Genomic DNA, 17386 nt, shown 5'->3' with positions numbered 1-17386 from the left:
ATCATTCGCAGCGGCCGCCCAGCTGGCTGGCCAGCATGCGCGCCTGGGCATCGACCAGGGGAAGGTTCGGATCGTGTCCGGCGCGCGGGACGATCGCCAGCTGCTTGCGCGGGGCCGAGATCCGGTCGAAGTAGCGTTGCGCGATTTCCTTGGGTGCCAGCAGGTCCTGCTCGCCATGCACCATGTAGACCGGCAGCCTGAAGCTGGCCGCCTGGCGCTCCATGTCGACAGTCGAGATGATGCCGTCGCCCTTCATGCCGATGAACTGGATGTACGAATAGTCCTCGCCCGCCGTGTAGTCGGCACGCGCCTGAGGCGTGCTGCGCGCCGCCTTCCACTCCATCCAGGCGGCGGGGATCGGATCGGATACCATGGCCTCATACTTGCGGATCGCACGGCGCAGGATGCCGAAGTTGCGCGGGTTGGTCCAGGGCGGCGTGCCGAGCGCCTCGATCTTCTCGACGGTGGCCTGGTCTCCGGCCGCGCGGGCGCGCTCCAGGATGATCTCGCGCGAGGCGCGCATGGTCTCGGTGCTGTTGACGACCTGCGCCACCGGCACCCAGGCGCAGTACAGTTCCGGACTGCGTGCCGCCATGTGTCCGCCCAGGATCGAGCCCCAGGAGCTGCCCAGCAGGACCAGCTTGCGCTTGCCCAGGCGTTCGAGCAGTTGGCGCGACAGTTCGATGCCGTCGTCGCGCATGCGCTCCAGGCGCAGGGGCGTGTCTTCGCTGGGGGCGTTGCGCGACCAGGTCAGGCCGGCGGCGCGCTGGTCCCAGTGGATGACGACGTAATCCCTGGTCCAGGACGCGTACGGATCGTTTTCGTAAATCGAGATCGGATTGCCCGGGCCGCCATGCACCAGCAGGAGCGCCGGCTTGGCGCAATCGGCGCCGTCGATCGAGATCCACTGCTCGATGCCGCCGATCTTCACGTAACCGCTGTCGTGGATGGCTTGTCCCGGCTTGCAGGCGGCAGGCAGGGCCGCGTGCGCCAGCGGCGATGCCAGGGCCAGCGCGGCCAAGGTGCTGTGTTTGAACAGGTGCATGTCGTCTCCTATGTATCCGGACGATTCTAGGCTGCGGGCCTGATGTGGGCAACTGTCATTTCCGACAGGCCTGCGGCCGTTTTACAATGCAGCTTCCGCCCCGAATGAGGATCACCATGTTCCGCCTGCCACTCCGATTCTTCGCCGCCGCGCTGGCGCTCGTCGCCGGTATCGCCACCGCAGCGCCGCAGCCGGCCACCGTCCGCGTCGACTATACCCACAGCGGCAATGCCTTGTCCGACCAGTATGCATTGGAACGCGTCGTCATCGAACCGCTGCCCTGGCCCGGCAACACGGCGCGCAACCTCGACGAGACCAACCGCGGCCAGAACCGGGTCGAGGTGGTGGACGCGAAGACCGGCGACCTGCTGTACTCGCGCGGCTTCTCGACCGTCTTCGGCGAGTGGCGCACGACGGATGAAGCCAACAAGATCAGCCGCAGCTTCCAGGAATCGGTACGCTTTCCCAAGCCGGACCGCCCGGTGCGCGTACGCATCCTCGAGCGCGACGAGCGCAACGGGTTCTCGGTGGCCTGGAGCGTCGAGGTGGACGCCGACGCGCAGGAGGTCGTCAAGAAGCAGCCGGACCTGGCCGCCAAGCCGATTCCGGTGCACGTGAGCGGTCCGTCCGCCGACAAGGTCGACCTCCTGATCATGGGTGACGGCTACACTGCCGCGGAACTGAAGAAGTTCGAGGCGGACGCACGGCGCCTGACCCAGTACCTGTTCTCGGTCTCGCCCTTCAAGGAGCGCGCCAGGGACTTCAACGTCTGGGCGCTGGTGCTGCCCACGAGCGAATCCGGCATCAGCCGTCCATCCACGGGCGTGCATCATGCGTCGCCGCTGGGCACCCGCTACGACATCTTCGGCAGCGAGCGCTACGTGCTCACCCTGGACAACCGCGCGCTGCGCGACATCGCCCAGCACGCGCCCTACGAGTTCATCGAGATCCTGGTCAACAACGAGACCTACGGCGGCGGCGGCATCTTCGGCCAGTTCAGCACCGCGGCAGCCGGCAACGGCTGGGCCAACTACCTGTTCGTGCACGAATTCGGCCACCACTTCGCCGGCCTGGCCGATGAGTACTACACCTCGCCGGTCGCCTACGCGGCCGCCAGCACGCGCATGGAACCCTGGGAGCCGAACGTCACCGCGCTGCGCGACCCGGCCAACATCAAGTGGAAGCGCCACGTGAAAGCCGGCACGCCGCTGCCGACACCCTGGCCCAAGGCTGAATACGAGGAAGCCTCGCGCGCCTACCAGAAGAAGCGCGCGGCGCTGCGCGCGGCGAACCGGCCGGAGAGCGAGATGAATGCGCTGTTCATGGAGGACCTGAAGGCGACCAACGCGCTGTTCGCGGGCAAACCGCATCGCCACGACGTGGGCGCCTTCGAGGGCGCGAATTACGAAGCCACAGGCTATTACCGGCCGGCCATGCAGTGCCTGATGTTCGACCGCAGCGAAGCCTTCTGCCCGGTGTGCCAGGACGGGATTAGCGACATCATCGACCTGTATGCGGGGAAAACTCGACAGTAAAGATTGCTTACAAAATGTCAAGGGTCTAAGTGGGCTGGCTAACAGACCCGGCGAGTGGAGAGTCCGTATTCTGGACTCGTCGTCACAACAATTATTTGCGCAAGCTGCACCGCGCGACCACTCACCGGAAAGGAATCACCATGAACAAACTGATCGCCACCCTCATCGCCGGCCTGTTCGCCACCGCCGCCCACGCCCAGACCGCCACCACCCCGGCCGCCAACAGCGCCGTCGTGAAGGCCGAAGCCAAGGCCGAGAAGGACATCGTCAAGGCGGAAGCCAAGGAAGTGAAGACCGCGGCCAAGGCCGACGAGAAAGTGAACAAGGCAGTCGCCAAGGCCGGCGAGAAGAAAGCCGAAGCCCACGCCGACGCCGTGAAGGCGCATGCCAACGCCGTCGAAAAGGTGGCGAAGGCCGATCCGGAAGACCGCGCCAAGGCGGTTGCCAAGGCCGAAGAGAAGATCGCCGATGCCAACCTGAAGGCCGACAAGAAGATGATCAAGGCGGACGAGAAGCTGCTCAAGACCCAGGTCGATGCGGCGGCCGACAAGGCCACTGCCGCGGCCAAGACCGAGCAGGCCCGCGCCGAAGCGACCGCGGACGTGCACAAGGCGGCTGCCAAGCACTAAGCCAGGCTGCTCTCATAAAAGCGCCGGTTCTTTTGAACCGGCGTTTTTGTTTGCGTTTGTGGTGCGCATGCAAAATTGGATTCCGGCCTTCGCCGGAATGACGGTCTTTGAGCTGACGATAAAACGTTCTATGCGGCTGCTCATGCACGTCGTTCCGGCGAAGGCCGGAACCTAAGTTCGCTGGACATAGCGAACGTTAGCGTACACCACAATAAAACGCCGGCTCGAAGCCGGCGTTCTCCACTACCCGCTCAAACCGATCAAGCGTCGGTCGCCCGCATCGCCAGGTCCTGCGCCTTGAGCTTGGCCGACAGCGGCTTGCCCTTGCGCGCGCGCTTGCCGAAGTGCGGCTCCAGGCCCGAGGCAAACAGCTCCACCGTGCGCGGCTTCGAGCCGGCCCAGGTGCCGATCACGTTCACGCCCTTCTGGTTGATCGGCTGCGCCGCCAGCAGGGTTTCCTTCGGCTCCAGTTCCATCAACGTCACGCCGCGGCCGCCGTTGGTCAGCACCTTCATCTCGTCGATGCCGAATACCAGCACGCGGCCCTTCTCGGACAGGCAGGCGATCGCGCCGGCGGTGTCGCTCACGATCCGCGGCGCCAGGGGCACGGCGCCCTCGTCGAGCGTGATGAAGGACTTGCCGCCCTTCAGTCGGCTGATCATGTCGCCGGCCTTGGCGATGAAGCCGAAGCCGTTCGACGAGGCCAGCAGCAGGCGCGTCTCCGGGTTGCCCGCGAAGTAGTGCAGGATGCGCACGCCGCCCGACAGGTCGACCAGGGTGGTGATCGGCACGCCGTCGCCGCGCGCTCCCGGCAGGGCGGCCACCGGCACCGAGAAGGACTTGCCGTTGCTGCCGATACCGATCAGGGAATCGACCGTGCGGCACTCGAAGGCCTGGAGCAGCGAGTCGCCGGCCTTGAAGGTGAACTGCGCCGGGTCGTGGCCGATGCCGGTGCGCGCGCGCACCCAGCCTTTCTCGGACACGATCACCGTCACCGGCTCGTCGATGACCTTCTGCTCGGCCACGGCGCGCTCGGCTTCCTCGATCAGGGTGCGGCGCTCGTCGCCGTACTGCTTGGCGTCCTGCTCGATCTCGCGGATGATCAGGCGCTTCATGCTGGACGGATTATTCAGGATGTCTTCCAGCTTTTCCTTTTCGCTGCGCAGCTCGGCCAGCTCCTGCTGGATCTTGATCGCTTCCAGGCGCGCCAGCTGGCGCAGGCGGATCTCGAGGATGTCCTCGGCCTGGCGCTCCGACAGGCGGAAGCGCTCGATCAGCGCGGCCTTCGGCTCATCCGAGTTACGGATGATGGCGATGACTTCGTCGATGTTCAGCAGGACGGTCTCGCGGCCCTCCAGGATGTGGATGCGGTCGTTGACCTTGCCCAGCCTGAATTCGGTACGGCGACGCACGGTGACGAAGCGGAAGTCGATCCATTCCTGCAGGATGTCGGTCAGGCCTTTCTGGCGCGGACGACCGTCGCCGCCGATCATCACCAGGTTCATGGGGCTGGAGGTCTCGAGCGAGGTATGCGCGAGCAGCATCAGCATGAACTCGTTCTGGTCCTGGTTCTTCGACTTCGGCTCGAACACGATGCGCACCGCCGCTTCGCGGCCAGATTCGTCGCGCACGGTGTCGAGCGCGCCGAGGATGGTCTGCTTCAGCGCCAGCTGCTCCGGCAGCAGGGCCTTCTTGCCGGCCTTGACCTTCGGGTTGGTGAGTTCCTCGATTTCTTCCAGCACGCGCTGGGCCGAGCAGCCCGGCGGCAGCTCGGTAACCACCGCCTGCCACTGGCCGCGCGCCAGTTCTTCGATCTTCCAGCGCGCGCGCACCTTGAGCGAGCCGCGGCCGGTCGCGTACATGTCGGCGATGTTCGAGGCCGGGGTGATGATCTGGCCGCCGCCCGGGAAGTCCGGACCGGTGATGTGGGTCATCAGCTCGGCATGGGTCATCTTCGGGTTGCGAATCAGGGCCACGGCGGCGGTCGCCACTTCGCGCAGGTTGTGCGAGGGGATCTCGGTGGCCATGCCGACCGCGATGCCGGAGGCGCCGTTGAGCAGCACCATCGGCAGGCGCGCCGGCAGCTGGCGCGGCTCGGTGGTGGAGCCGTCGTAGTTCGGCTGGAAGTCCACCGTGCCCATGTCGAGTTCGTCGAGCAGCAGGCGCGACACCGGCGTCAGGCGCGCTTCGGTATAGCGCATCGCCGCGGCGCCGTCGCCGTCGCGCGAGCCGAAGTTGCCCTGGCCGTCGATCAGCGGGTAGCGCAGCGAGAAGTCCTGGGCCATGCGCACCAGCGCGTCGTACACCGACTGGTCGCCGTGCGGGTGCAGTTTACCGAGCACGTCGCCGACCACGGTGGCCGATTTGCGCGGCTTGGCGGTGTGGCCCAGGCCCAGTTCGTGCATCGAGTACAGGATGCGGCGCTGGACCGGCTTCTGGCCGTCCGAGACGTCCGGCAGCGCGCGGCCCTTGACCACCGAGACGGCGTAGTCGAGGTAGGCGCGCTCGGCGAAGGTGGATAGAGTGAGCGTCTCGGTGTCGTCCGAAGGCGCGTTTTGTTGTTCGAAGAGGCTTGCTTGCGTCGTCATGATTGTTTGTTCGTTTCTTGGGCGGCTAGTGCTGGTGGCTGCTCAAGCAAACTTGGGTTCCGGCCTTCGCCGGAACGACGGTCTTTAGGCTAACGGTGCTATGACCACTAACTTTTGCACGTCATCCCGGCGCAGGCCGGGATCCAATTTTGCGTGCAGACTGCTCACATATCTCGCTTAGATATCCGCTTCCGTTTCGTTGCCGTGTTCTTCCAGCCACGCCCGGCGGGCGGCGGCTTCGCCTTTCCCCATCAGCATGTTGAAGCGCGAGCCCGACTCGGCCAGGCTGTACTGGCCGAAGGCGACCGGCAACAGGCGGCGGGTGTCCGGGTTCATGGTGGTTTCCCACAGCTGTTCCGCATTCATCTCGCCCAGGCCCTTGAAGCGTGAGATGCTCCACACGCCTTCCTTCAGGCCTTCTTTTTTCAGCTTGTCCTCGATGGCCAGCAGCTCGCCGTCGTCCAGCGCGTAGAGCTTCTGCAGCGGCTTCTTGCCGCGCGCCGGCACGTCGACGCGATACAGCGGCGGACGCGCCACGCAGATGTGGCCGTTGCGGAACAGGGCAGGGAAGTGCCTGAAGAACAGCGTCAGCAGCAGTACCTGGATGTGCGAGCCGTCCACGTCCGCATCGGACAGGATGCAGATCTTCCCGTAGCGCAGGCCGGTCAGGTCGGGATTGTCGTCGACGCCGTGCGGGTCGACGCCGATCGCCACCGCGATGTCGTGGATCTCGTTGTTCGCGAACAGGCGGTCGCGCTCGGTCTCCCAGGAGTTCAGCACCTTGCCGCGCAGCGGCAGGATGGCCTGGAATTCCTTGTCGCGGCCCATCTTGGCCGAGCCGCCCGCCGAGTCGCCCTCGACCAGGAACAGCTCGTTGCGGGTGATGTCGGTCGATTCGCAATCGGTCAGCTTGCCCGGCAACACGGCCACGCCCGAGGACTTCTTCTTCTCGACCTTCTGCAGCGAACGCAGGCGCGATTGCGCCTGCTTGATGACGAGTTCGGCCAGCTTCTTGCCGTATTCGACGTGCTGGTTCAGCCACAACTCGAGCGGCGGGCGGGTGAAGGTCGAGACCAGCTTGACCGCGTCTCGCGAGTTCAGGCGTTCCTTGGTCTGGCCCTGGAACTGCGGGTCCAGCACTTTTGCCGACAGCACGAAGGAGACGCGTGCGAACACGTCTTCCGGCAGCAGCTTGACGCCCTTCGGCAGCAGCGAGTGCATCTCCACAAAACTCTTCACGGCGCCGAACAGGCCGTCGCGCAGGCCGGACTCGTGGGTGCCGCCGCTCACGGTCGGGATCAGGTTGACGTAGGACTCGCGCACCACGCTGCCTTCCTCGGTCCAGGCCACCACCCAGGCCGCGCCTTCGCCTTCGGCGAAGCCTTCGTCACCGAGCGCGGCGTACTGCGCACCCTCGAACAGCGGGATCAGGGTCTGGCCGTTGGAGGCCTGGGCCAGCGCCTCGGTCAGGTAGCCGCGCAGGCCTTCGTCATAGCGCCAGGTCTGGACGTCGCCGGTCTTGGCATTGGTGAGCGTGACGGTCACGCCCGGCAGCAGCACGGCCTTCGAGCGCAGCAGGCGCTGCATGTCGCCAAGGGGAATGTTCGGCGAATCGAAGTACTTCGGGTCGGGACGGGCGGTGACGCGGGTGCCGTTCTTCTTGCCGCCCCGTTCAGGCGGGCGCGAAGTCAGGGGCTCGACCAGGTCGCCGTTCTCGAAGGCCAGTTCGTGGACGCCATTGCCCTCATCGTCCTTGCGCCAGACGGTGATTTCCAGGCGCGTGGACAGCGCATTGGTGACCGACACGCCGACGCCGTGCAGGCCGCCCGAGAAGGCATAGGCGCCGCCGGAGCCCTTGTCGAACTTGCCGCCCGCGTGCAGGCGGGTGAAGACGATCTCGACCGTCGGCACGTTTTCTTCCGGGTGCAGTCCAACCGGGATGCCGCGGCCATCGTCTTCGACCGTGACCGAGCCGTCCGTGTTCAGGGTGACGGCGATGTTCTTGCAGTGTCCGCCCAGCGCCTCGTCGGAGGCGTTGTCGATCACTTCCTGGATGATGTGCAGCGGGTTTTCGGTCCGGGTATACATGCCCGGACGCTGTTTCACGGGCTCGAGTCCTTTGAGGACGCGGATGGATGATTCGCTGTAGTCAGATGCGGGTTTCTTGGAAGCCATGCTGGTATGTGTAAATTCAATGCTTGCGCATTCTATCTCTTGTCACGCGGAAAGTTGGCCATTTTTGAGATGCCAAACGTGCTTGTTAGTCTGCACCATTGTGCTAGATTAAAACGATGTGACCCGGAAGTGCCCACGGAAAGGCTGAAAAGCGATGCCCGCAAGCAGATATCCGTTTTCCGTCCGCCTGGTCGGTTTTGCGCCCCCTGAATGCGCCCAGCTCGAGAGCCTGCTGGCGCAGGCCCCGCTGCCGGGGCCGTCGTATTTTTGCCTTCACGACGACAGTTTGCAAGAACCCGACCTGTACATCGCCGATGGCGCCAATCCGGCCGCCCTGGCGCGCCTGGCCTGCCTGCCGCCCGGCGCACTGCAGCCCATCCTCCAGATCGGCGGCGACGGCGCCACTGGCGAGAACGGGCGCCGCACCCTGCCGTGTCCCGTCGACCCTGCCAGCCTGTACGAAGCCCTGGCCGAACTGCTCGATACCCGCGTGCAGGCGCTGGCAGCCCTGGCCGCGCGCGGCGAACGCTGCCTGCCGGAGCGGCGCCGAAGGCCGCGGTTGGCGCCGGACACCGAGGCGCCGGATTATTACACGCGCCTGCGCCAGGGGCCGCCCGATGGCGCCGTACTCATCATCGACAAGGGCGGCGCCTTCCGTGACCATGTGGCGCGCGTCGTTGCCAACACCTTTGTCAATCCCTTGAGCACTACGTCCAGCAATCCCGCCACCATCACCTCCTGCCTCGCCCCGGGCACTACCGCCCGGCCGGTCGAATGGACCGACAGTAGCCGCGCCGCCGTGCGCCTGTGCGACGAGACGCCGGTGTCGCTGGTCATGATCAACACCTGCGCTCCAGGCATCGAACCGTACAGCCTGAGCAGCGCCATCAAGTCGCAGGAAGGGGCAGGGCGTACCGCCGTGCTGTTTCTTGTTGGGCAATCGTTCAAGTACGACAGCCTGCGCGCCCGCGATGCCGGCGTACGCGGACTGCTCGACAAACCCGTGGCCGACCGCCACCTGCTGGCTACCTTCCAGAAGCTTCTAGCCTTGCCGCTCAATAAGCCTTAATAAAAACTACTGTAATTGCATACAGTATCAACCGAAACGGGAAATCCCGCAAGCTGCCGGTTTTGCAACATGCCCACGCGGCGCGATGAGCTTTTTGTAACAACTTCAAATCGTGCGCGGCCGTGGCGCGGCTATATTGCTAGTCATGGCGCAAGACGAACCGACACCACCTCCGGAAGTGCCCGGCCCCCCGATCGAGAAACGTCCCGAAGCCCCGGTGCGGGTGCCGGACCGGCGCGCGACCCAGGGGCAGACCATGCGCGGGCATGCCAAGTACCAGCGCGACGGCGACACACCGCTGGCGCTGGCCGGGCGCGTCATCGGCTCGCGCTGGCGCGCCCTGCGCGAACGCTTCAACCGCGATTTCATGCACCGTACCCTGCATATCGGGGTGTCGGCGCGCATCTTCCATCCGGAACCCGGCGCCCGGGGCCTGCTCAGCAAGAACCTGCAATACCTCGAAGAATCGATTGCCCAGTGGGTGATGTCGCGCGACGTACTGGTGTTCATGATCCCCACCGTGAACACGAACGGCTTGCTCCATCCCAGCAACATCACCCTGCGCCACTATGCGCGCCACCTCGACGGGCTGGTGCTGCAGGGCGGGGCGGACGTGGCGCCGCAGACCTATTCCGAGGTGCCGACCCGGCCCGAGTGGAGCGGCGACCGCGCACGCGACGTCTACGAGCTCGAGCTGCTGCACGAATTCGTCGACGCGGGTAAACCCGTGCTGGGCGTGTGCCGCGGCTGCCAGCTGATCAACGTCGCCTTCGGCGGCACGCTCTACCAGGACGTGCTCACCAACGTGCCCGATGCCCTGGCCCACGTGCAGGACATCTACGATGCGCACCGCCATGCGATCCGCTTCCCGGCCGGTTCCTCGCTCGGCAAGATGTTCCACGGTGTCGAACGGCCGATCGTCAATTCGATCCACCACCAGGCGGTCAAGGAACTGGGGCGCGACATCCGTGTCGAGGCCTATTCCGAGCCCGACGGCATCGTCGAGGCGATCCGCTACGAGCGGGCCGACTTCGTCATGGGCCTGCAGTGGCACCCGGAATTCCATCGCGCCGGCGGCGTCGAGCTGCTCGACTGCACGCCGGTGCTGGACGAATTCCTGCGCGCGGCGCGCGAGACCAGGTTGTAAACATCTCGCCATGACTGCCTTGGCAAGCGCCGCCCGGGCATGCCGGGCCTTCTCGTAGGTCTTTGTCGCTACATGCCTGTCGCGCAGCATGCGTTGATTCCTGACCACATCAAATAAAAAACTGTTGACTCACATCCTTTTTCTGATAACCTTCTAAATCGTTGCAGTAAATCGTTATAGTTGATATTCCCTGGGAAGCAGCGACTTCTGCGGGACGAGAACAAAGCGATTTTTATTATCATGTTGCAATAATGCAAAAATCGAGCTATTTTCTGTAACGTTGCAGTAAATCGTTGCAGATTTTGTCGATGCCGGATTTTATCGAGATCATGGCCGGTCGACCGCTTTTTGCAATAAGACTTTACTAGTCATAAAACAAGAAACTGGAGACTCTGGCATGACCTTACCGCAGTGCTTGCACTGGCTTGCCGCTCTCGCGCCGACCGGCGCCGGATCGCGCCGATTCATCCAACGCAGCTTACCGGCCGCGTTAATGGCGACTGCCTCGCGCCCGTTCGGGTGGCGCTCTGCATCATCCTTGTCTCCCTGCCGGCCCTGAAGCCGGGCACGGCACTCACTTCCCTAGACATCCCACCATAAGGATTACCATGAGCATCACGCAACGCACCCTTGGTCTGTCGATCGTTTGCGCCGGCTTGCTGGCGGCGGTCGCCCAAGCCGTTCCAGCAGGCGTGCCCGGGACGCCCGATGGCCAGAACTTCACTTCCCGGGAGGCCCTGGACAGCCTGTTCGAACTGGAGGGGCGCACGCCGTATTCGATGCCCCACGACGGCACCCTGAACTTCAGCGCGATGGCGTCGAAGCATGTCACGCCGAACGGCCATGGCTACCGCAACGAGTTGAAGATCAGCGACGCCAATCGTCTTCCTGTCGAGCAAACCCGCGAGCATTTCTCGGCCCTGGTGACGCCGACTCTGCCGGCCGGCGCCCGGACCATCGTAGCGCAATACCATGTGGTAGGCATCGAGACCATCGTCAAGGTCTATGTGCAGGACATCGCCGAGCCGGCGCTCGACGGCAAGGCGGGCAATGGCGTGTTCGATGTCGTCGCGCGCATCCGCGACACCAGCGGCAGGGACGTTCCCACTGCCCTCGGGACGGTCAAGTCGGGCGAACAGTTCGCCCTTGACGTCCGCTTCGACGGCGGCGAGGCCAGTGTCGCGGTCAAGTCCGCCAAGCATGGTCTGCTGCAAACCCCGCGCACCCGGGTCAAGAGCGATACCCGCAAGATCTATTTCAAGTTCGGCGACTACCTGCAGGCACGCGAGCCGGACACGGGGGCGATGACGAGCAAGCCGGCGGTCTGGGATGCGTATTACCAGCGCCATGGCATCGGAGACAGCCTGATCAGTTTCAAGGAAACGAAGTTCGAGCGCCACTAAGCGCTTGCGACGGCCGGGCGCCGCCCGCCGGATCCAGGTTTGCATCTGCAACAGAAAAATATTCTAGGAGACTATCGCTGTGAGCATCTGTAACGAGAACCAATTTCACGCCCCACGCCCGATCGTATCGGCCATCGCCCTTGCCCTGCTCGCGATGGCGGGCAACAGCCAGGCCCAGCAGGCTCCGGCCATATCGGCGCAGCCGGAAATGAACAAGGTCGAGGTCACCGGCACCAGCTTCAAGCGCGCGGTGGCCGATCAGGCCCTACCGGTCACGGTCGTCAAGGCCGAGGACTGGATCGCCCAGGGCATGCTGACCATCGACGACATCCTGATGTCGATGTCGACCGCCTCCACCTACCAGCCGAACACCACCGCCGGCAACGGCAACAGCGCCAACATGCGCGGCATCGGCAACGCGCGCACCCTGGTCCTGATCGATGGCAAGCGGCTCAACGATGCCGCGATCAATCCGAACGTCATCCCGGTCAGCGCGCTCGACCGCACCGAGGTGCTGCGCGACGGCGCCTCGTCGATCTACGGCAGCGACGCGATCGGCGGCGTGATCAATTTCGTCACCAAGCGCTCGCACACCGGGGCCTCGGTCACCGTCAAGGGAACTTCGCCGGTCAGGAACGGCGGCGGGCAATCCAAGGGCCTGAGTTTCATCGCCGGCAAGGGCGACCTGGCCAAGGACGGCTGGAATGTCTACGTCACCGCCGACCTGAACCATCAGAATGCGCTGCCGCAGGACGCCCGCCCCCACCTGACCACGGACGAGCGCCGCCAGGCCGCCGGCTTCACGCCCTTCAGGGCCACCCGCGGCACCCATGCCGTGCCCGCCAATGTCCTGCTGGCCAATGGCTCGACCAAGGTCGGCAACCTCACCATCACCGGCAACCCCTATTACGCGAGCGGCTGCCTGCCGCCCTATACGGTGCCGGGCACCAGCAACACCTGCTATTCCCTGAACAACGCCAACAACCTGACCCTGACCAAGGAGGGCCGGCAGGCATCCTTGTTCAGCAAGGGCAGCATCCAGGTCAACCCCGACCACCGGGTCTCGGCATCGGTGCTGTATTCGTCGATCTATAACCGGCCGGTGAAGAATCCCACTTACGGCATCGCCGCCTCGATCCCGAATTTCCCGGCCCTGACCATCGGCCCGACCAGCCCCTACTATCCGGGCAAGGGCATCACGCCGGCCATGCCGGGCATCACCAACCAGACCCTGACGCTGGCCTGGTCGCTGATGGGCGATCTCGGCCCGACGGTGCTGAACTACGACACCCGCACCGCGCGCATCAACTTGGAAGCCGACGGCCGCGTGGGCGCCTGGGATTACCGTGCCGGCCTGTACAGCGTCATGTACCGGACCCATACCACCTTCCATTCCGGCTTCGTCAACAGCTATGGCTTGCTGGCCGGCGTCGCCAACGGCAAGCTGAACCCCTTCGGCCTGCAGAACGAGGAGGGCCGCGCCTACTTGGACAGCATCTCGACCAATGGCCAGACCGCCGATTCCAGTTTGAACCGCCTGCACGGCATCGATCTCGGCGGCAGCCGCGAGTTGATGGACATGGCTGGCGGCAAGATGATGCTGGCGCTGGGCGCCAATGCCTACCACGACGCGGCCTACCATTCGATCCCCGATACCGTCGTGCAATCGGGCGGCCAGACCGGCACCACCGCGGCAGCCAACGAAAGGGCGTCGCGCAACGTGGTCGCGGCCTATGCGGAACTGGACTTGCCGTTCAGCAAGGCACTGAACGTCAACATGGCGGTGCGTACCGACCACTACAGCGATTTCGGCTCCACCACCAACCCCAAGCTCAGCTTCCGCTACAAGGCCAACGAGATGGTGATGCTGCGCGGCGCCATCGGGACCGGCTTCCGTGCCCCGACCTTGAGTGAGCGCTATTTCGGCGCGACGAACGGTCCGACCGGCCTGACCAGCGACAACTACAACGATCCGCTGCTGTGCCCTGGCGGTCCGGCCGGCGGCAGTACCGGCGGCACCGCGCTGCCCGGCTACAACCCGAGCCGGGTGTGCGCCTCGAAGCAGCCGATCAATACCGGCGCCAACCCGAACGTCGGCCCGGAGCGTTCCACCACCGTCAATCTCGGCGTGGTGTTCACCCCGACCCGCAGCCTGCTGGTCTCGCTCGACTATTTCAGTGTCAAGCTGCGCGACGCGATCGGCCAGCTGTCCCAGGCTTCGCTGTTCACCAATCCGGCCTACACCGACCTGTTCATCCGTGACGCCAACAACAACCTGCTGTGGGTGGATGACCGCCGCACCAACCTGGGCGGGCTGCGCACCGACGGCGTCGACGTCACCGCCACCTATACCTTCCCGCGCACCGCCTGGGGCCGCTTCGGTGTCCAGCTCGACGGCACCTACCTGCACCGCTTCGATACCCAGCTCGAGGACGGCAGCCCGTGGCTCTCCAGCATCAACAAGTTCGGCCCGCTGGACTCGAACGTGATGAATTTCCGCTGGAAGTACGGGGCCTCGGTGAAATGGACCAGCCCGAAGGGCGACTGGAGCTCCACCCTGAACGAACAGTACAAGCAGAGTTTCGAGGACCGCAATGCCAACTCGCTGTTCTATCACCGCATCGACTCCTACCGGGTCTATAACTGGTCGCTCAGCTATTCCGGCATTCGCAACCTGAAGGTCGTAGCAGGCATCAACAATCTGTTCGACCGCGATCCACCGGTGGCCAACTACCGCAACGAAGGCTACGCCAGCGGCATGGCCAGCCCGGTGGGACGCACTTTGACTGGCCGCGTGACCTACAACTTCTGAGCCGGCGCTTTTCATGACCCAGGTAAATTGCTGTTGACTTCGATGTGAAATGAGGTAAGCTGACTAAATCGATTCAGTAAATCGTTGCAGTTCATCCCGGCCTGGCTGGTCACGACATTGCCGCCAGTCCGCGATGTACAAGAAACTGCAAAGCATTTATCGTCCGTGCGGGTGCGGATTTTCAGCACATTTCTACGGCGATATCGGCAGCGATATCAATAGCAAGATACGAGGACTTCATGGGCGAACCCAAGATTCAGGATGTGGCAAGGCTGGCGGGAGTATCGGCCTCCAGCATCTCGAATTTCCTGAACAACCGGATGGAACAGATGCGGCCGGACACCCGGCAGAAGATCGCGCAAGCCATCAAGCAGCTGGGCTACCGGCCCAACAACGCGGCGCGCCAGCTCAAGACCGGCGTCGCCGCCATGGTCGGCCTGCTGGTGCCCTCCCTGGCGAACCAGTTCTTCGGCTCGCTGGCCTGCGCGGTGGAGGCAGCGGCGGCGCGCTACCAATGCCATGTCATGACCTTCAGTACTTTTCGCGACCCGCAGCGCGAGCGCGCGGTGATGGCCGACCTGCTGTCCTACGGCGTGCAAGGCATCATCACCGGCTCGGCCCTGAACGACACCGGCCATCTCGCCTCGGTCACCGAGCGCTGCCGGGTAGTGGCCTTCGACATCAAGCCGACCGACGAGCAGCATACCGGCATCGGCACGATCTCGGTCGACAACGCCGCCGCCACGGCGATGGCGGTGGAGCACCTGGCGGGGCTGGGGCACCGCGGCATCGCCCTGGTGACGCCGCCGCCGTTCACGCTCAACCGCCAGGAGCGGGTGCGCGGCTTCCAGCAGGCGATCGCGCGCGCGGGCATCCACGGCGAAGTGGTGCTGGCCGATCCTTCCGATGCGCCCAGCGACCCGCACGGCGACACCCAGCTGTTCGAGATGGGCCGGGCGGCGGCGGCCCGCATCCTGGCCGCGCCCGGCGCACCGACGGCGGCGATCGCCATCAACGACATGATGGCGATCGGCATCGGGGTCGGCCTGAAGCAGCTGGGCAAGCGCATACCGGAAGATTTCTCGCTGATCGGCATCGACGACATCTTCTTCTCGGCGGCGCACGATCCGCCGCTGACCACCCTGCGCCAGCCGATCCAGGCCATGGCCGATGCGGCGGTCCAGCGCATCCTGGCGCCGCACGCCGCCTCGTCCGAGCAACTGTTCGCGCCGGAGCTGATCGTCCGGCAATCGACGGCGGCGCCCAAGCATTGACACACACTTTTTAGAAAGAACGATATGGAACTCAGCGGCAAACGCGCACTCGTCATGGGCGGCGCATCGGGCATCGGCAAGGCCACCTCGCTGGCGCTGGCGCAAGCCGGCGCCGACGTGGTGCTGACCTACTGGAGCAGCAGCGACGAAGCCAACGAAGTGGTGGCGCAGATCCGCGCCATGGGGCGTCGGGCCCAGGCGATCAAGGCCGACCTGACCGACGCCGAGGTCGCCGAGCGCGTCTATGCCGAGGCCGAAGGCTCGATCGGCGACATTGACGTCCTGTTCGCCAACATCGGCGGCCTGATCCAGCGCTGCCGCGTGGCCGAGATGCCGCTGTCGCTGTGGAACGAGTCGATGAACCTGAACCTGACCTCGACCTTCCTGATCTGCCAGGCCGCGCTCAAGCGCATGGAGCCACGCAAGGGGGGCGTGATCGTCACCATGTCTTCGCTGGCGGCCTTCGACGGCGGCGGCCCCGGCTCGGCGCACTACGCCTCGTCCAAGGCGGCCGTGGCCACCTTCACCCGCGCGCTGGCCAAGGAGGTCGGGCCCAGCGGGGTGCGCGTCAACGGCGTCGCGCCGGGCCTGATCGCGACCCGTTTCCACGACACCTTCAACACCCCGGCCAACCGCCTCGCCATCGCCGAGCGCACCCCGGCCCGCCGCGAAGGTCAGCCCGACGATGTGGCCAACGTCGTGGTGTTCCTCGCCTCCGAGCGCGCCGCCTTCCTGGCCGGCGAAATCATCCAGGTGAACGGCGGCCTCGGGCTCTACTGAGCTTCACGCCAGCATGACGGCAATGCGGACGGCGCCCTGCTGGGCGCCGCCGGCCCCGTATTGCCCGCGTCGTCGCCATGTCCCTTGCCGGCACGAGAAGAAAAGCGTATGCCATGAACCAAGCAGTCCACCCTGAACCCGAGCGCGCCGGCCTGGACGCGCTCACCGTCGGCGAAGCCATGGCCTTGCTGATGGCGCGCGAAGCGCTCCCGCTGGCCCAGGTCAGCCAGTTCGAGCGCGCCAGCGCCGGGGCCGAGCTCAACGTGGCGGTCGGCCTGGCCAGGTTGGGTTTCCGGGTCGGCTATCTGTCCCGCCTGGGCGCCGACAGCCTGGGACGCCATCTGCTCGACTTCATGGCGGCCGAGCACATCGACCTGCGCCATGTGCGGGTGGACGGGCGCTATCCGACCGGCTTCATGCTCAAGTCGATGGCCGTCGATGGCAGCGACCCTGAGATCGAATACTTCCGGCGTGGTTCCGCCGCCAGCCACATGTCGAGCGCCGACATCCCGGCCGGCCTGGCGGTGCAGGCCCGACTGCTGCACCTGACAGGCATCTCGCCCGCGCTGTCGGGCAGCTGCCGGGACCTGGTGTTCGCCCTGGCGGCGCAGGCGCGCCGGGCCGGCCGCCTCGTGAGCTTCGACCCCAACCTGCGTCCGCGCCTGTGGAGCAGCCAGGCCGCGATGGTAACGACGCTCAATGAACTGGCCGCGCAGGCCGACCTGGTGCTGCCCGGCCTGGCCGAGGGCCGCCTGCTGACCGGCTGCGCGCATGCCGAAGGCATCGCCGACTTCTACCTGGCGCGCGGCGCGCGCCAGGTGGTCGTCAAGCTGGGGCCGGAAGGCGCCTTCTACGCCAGCGCCGAGGGGCGCGGCATTGCGCCCGGCCAGCGCGTGGCGCGCGTGGTCGACACCGTCGGCGCCGGCGAC

At 65.3% G+C, this 17386-nt stretch carries 12 protein-coding genes; 9 read left to right on the top strand and 3 right to left on the bottom strand.

The features are described from left to right. Window position 1: 1 nt before the first annotated feature. A complete protein-coding gene (locus B2R83_RS06970; RefSeq protein ID WP_292039562.1) occupies window positions 2-1045 on the bottom strand; it encodes an alpha/beta fold hydrolase in 1044 nt (347 codons plus the stop codon). Between the two features lie 116 nt (window positions 1046-1161). On the opposite strand from B2R83_RS06970, the gene B2R83_RS06965 reads away from it, so the two are divergent. Next, window positions 1162-2580 carry an IgA Peptidase M64 gene (locus B2R83_RS06965; RefSeq protein ID WP_292039560.1) on the top strand — a complete coding sequence of 473 codons (1419 nt, stop codon included), beginning with the start codon at window positions 1162-1164 and terminating at the stop codon, window positions 2578-2580. Window positions 2581-2720: 140 nt separating this feature from the next. Then, window positions 2721-3209 carry a hypothetical protein gene (locus tag B2R83_RS06960; RefSeq protein ID WP_292039558.1) on the top strand — a complete coding sequence of 163 codons (489 nt, stop codon included), beginning with the start codon at window positions 2721-2723 and terminating at the stop codon, window positions 3207-3209. A gap of 260 nt (window positions 3210-3469) precedes the next feature. On the opposite strand, the gene parC is transcribed toward B2R83_RS06960, so the two are convergent. Further along, entirely contained in the window at window positions 3470-5797 is a 2328-nt protein-coding gene (gene parC / locus B2R83_RS06955) for a DNA topoisomerase IV subunit A (protein ID WP_292039556.1), read from the bottom strand. A gap of 177 nt (window positions 5798-5974) precedes the next feature. Continuing rightward, window positions 5975-7972 (bottom strand): DNA topoisomerase IV subunit B, encoded by a 1998-nt coding sequence (locus tag B2R83_RS06950; protein ID WP_292039554.1) that lies wholly within the window; start codon window positions 7970-7972, stop codon window positions 5975-5977. A gap of 154 nt (window positions 7973-8126) precedes the next feature. Between B2R83_RS06950 and B2R83_RS06945 the strand changes: the two genes are divergently transcribed. The 7 genes from B2R83_RS06945 to B2R83_RS06915 all read left to right on the top strand — a co-directional run. Next, window positions 8127-9041 carry a response regulator gene (locus tag B2R83_RS06945; RefSeq protein WP_292039552.1) on the top strand — a complete coding sequence of 305 codons (915 nt, stop codon included), beginning with the start codon at window positions 8127-8129 and terminating at the stop codon, window positions 9039-9041. Between the two features lie 145 nt (window positions 9042-9186). Next, complete coding sequence (locus tag B2R83_RS06940) at window positions 9187-10188, top strand: gamma-glutamyl-gamma-aminobutyrate hydrolase family protein (protein ID WP_027867888.1); 1002 nt, start codon at window positions 9187-9189, stop codon at window positions 10186-10188. A 608-nt stretch (window positions 10189-10796) separates the two neighbouring features. After that, window positions 10797-11591: a polysaccharide lyase family 7 protein gene (locus tag B2R83_RS06935; protein WP_292039546.1), complete on the top strand. Its 795-nt coding sequence runs from the start codon at window positions 10797-10799 to the stop codon at window positions 11589-11591. Window positions 11592-11670: 79 nt separating this feature from the next. Then, window positions 11671-14403, top strand: coding sequence for a TonB-dependent receptor (locus B2R83_RS06930; RefSeq protein ID WP_292039544.1), 2733 nt, complete (start codon window positions 11671-11673; stop codon window positions 14401-14403). A gap of 239 nt (window positions 14404-14642) precedes the next feature. Further along, on the top strand, window positions 14643-15677 hold the full coding sequence (locus B2R83_RS06925) for a LacI family DNA-binding transcriptional regulator (protein WP_292039541.1): 1035 nt from the start codon (window positions 14643-14645) through the stop codon (window positions 15675-15677). A gap of 24 nt (window positions 15678-15701) precedes the next feature. Next, the gene (locus B2R83_RS06920) at window positions 15702-16457 is read left to right on the top strand and encodes an SDR family NAD(P)-dependent oxidoreductase (protein WP_292039540.1); all 756 of its coding nucleotides are present in this window, start codon (window positions 15702-15704) and stop codon (window positions 16455-16457) included. Between the two features lie 113 nt (window positions 16458-16570). Further along, a partial coding sequence (locus B2R83_RS06915) for a sugar kinase (RefSeq protein ID WP_292039538.1) occupies window positions 16571-17386 on the top strand: 816 nt, incomplete at its 3' end.

Origin of the sequence: Massilia sp. UBA6681, assembly GCF_002454935.1 — a bacterium.
GTDB classification, from domain to species: Bacteria; Pseudomonadota; Gammaproteobacteria; order Burkholderiales; family Burkholderiaceae_D; genus Telluria; species Telluria varians.
The sequence above is the reverse complement of the archived record's forward strand: the minus strand, read 5'-3'. Positions and strand labels throughout refer to the sequence as shown.

What these genes read in the sequence shown, in the direction of transcription:
- B2R83_RS06935 (WP_292039546.1), top strand. Translation starts at nt 10,797, where the DNA reads ATGAGCATCACGCAACGCACCCTTGGTCTGTCGATCGTTTGCGCCGGC.
- parC (WP_292039556.1), bottom strand. Translation starts at nt 5,797, where the DNA reads ATGACGACGCAAGCAAGCCTCTTCGAACAACAAAACGCGCCTTCGGAC.
- B2R83_RS06965 (WP_292039560.1), top strand. Translation starts at nt 1,162, where the DNA reads ATGTTCCGCCTGCCACTCCGATTCTTCGCCGCCGCGCTGGCGCTCGTC.
- B2R83_RS06970 (WP_292039562.1), bottom strand. Translation starts at nt 1,045, where the DNA reads ATGCACCTGTTCAAACACAGCACCTTGGCCGCGCTGGCCCTGGCATCG.
- B2R83_RS06920 (WP_292039540.1), top strand. Translation starts at nt 15,702, where the DNA reads ATGGAACTCAGCGGCAAACGCGCACTCGTCATGGGCGGCGCATCGGGC.
- B2R83_RS06960 (WP_292039558.1), top strand. Translation starts at nt 2,721, where the DNA reads ATGAACAAACTGATCGCCACCCTCATCGCCGGCCTGTTCGCCACCGCC.
- B2R83_RS06950 (WP_292039554.1), bottom strand. Translation starts at nt 7,972, where the DNA reads ATGGCTTCCAAGAAACCCGCATCTGACTACAGCGAATCATCCATCCGC.
- B2R83_RS06940 (WP_027867888.1), top strand. Translation starts at nt 9,187, where the DNA reads ATGGCGCAAGACGAACCGACACCACCTCCGGAAGTGCCCGGCCCCCCG.
- B2R83_RS06925 (WP_292039541.1), top strand. Translation starts at nt 14,643, where the DNA reads ATGGGCGAACCCAAGATTCAGGATGTGGCAAGGCTGGCGGGAGTATCG.
- B2R83_RS06945 (WP_292039552.1), top strand. Translation starts at nt 8,127, where the DNA reads ATGCCCGCAAGCAGATATCCGTTTTCCGTCCGCCTGGTCGGTTTTGCG.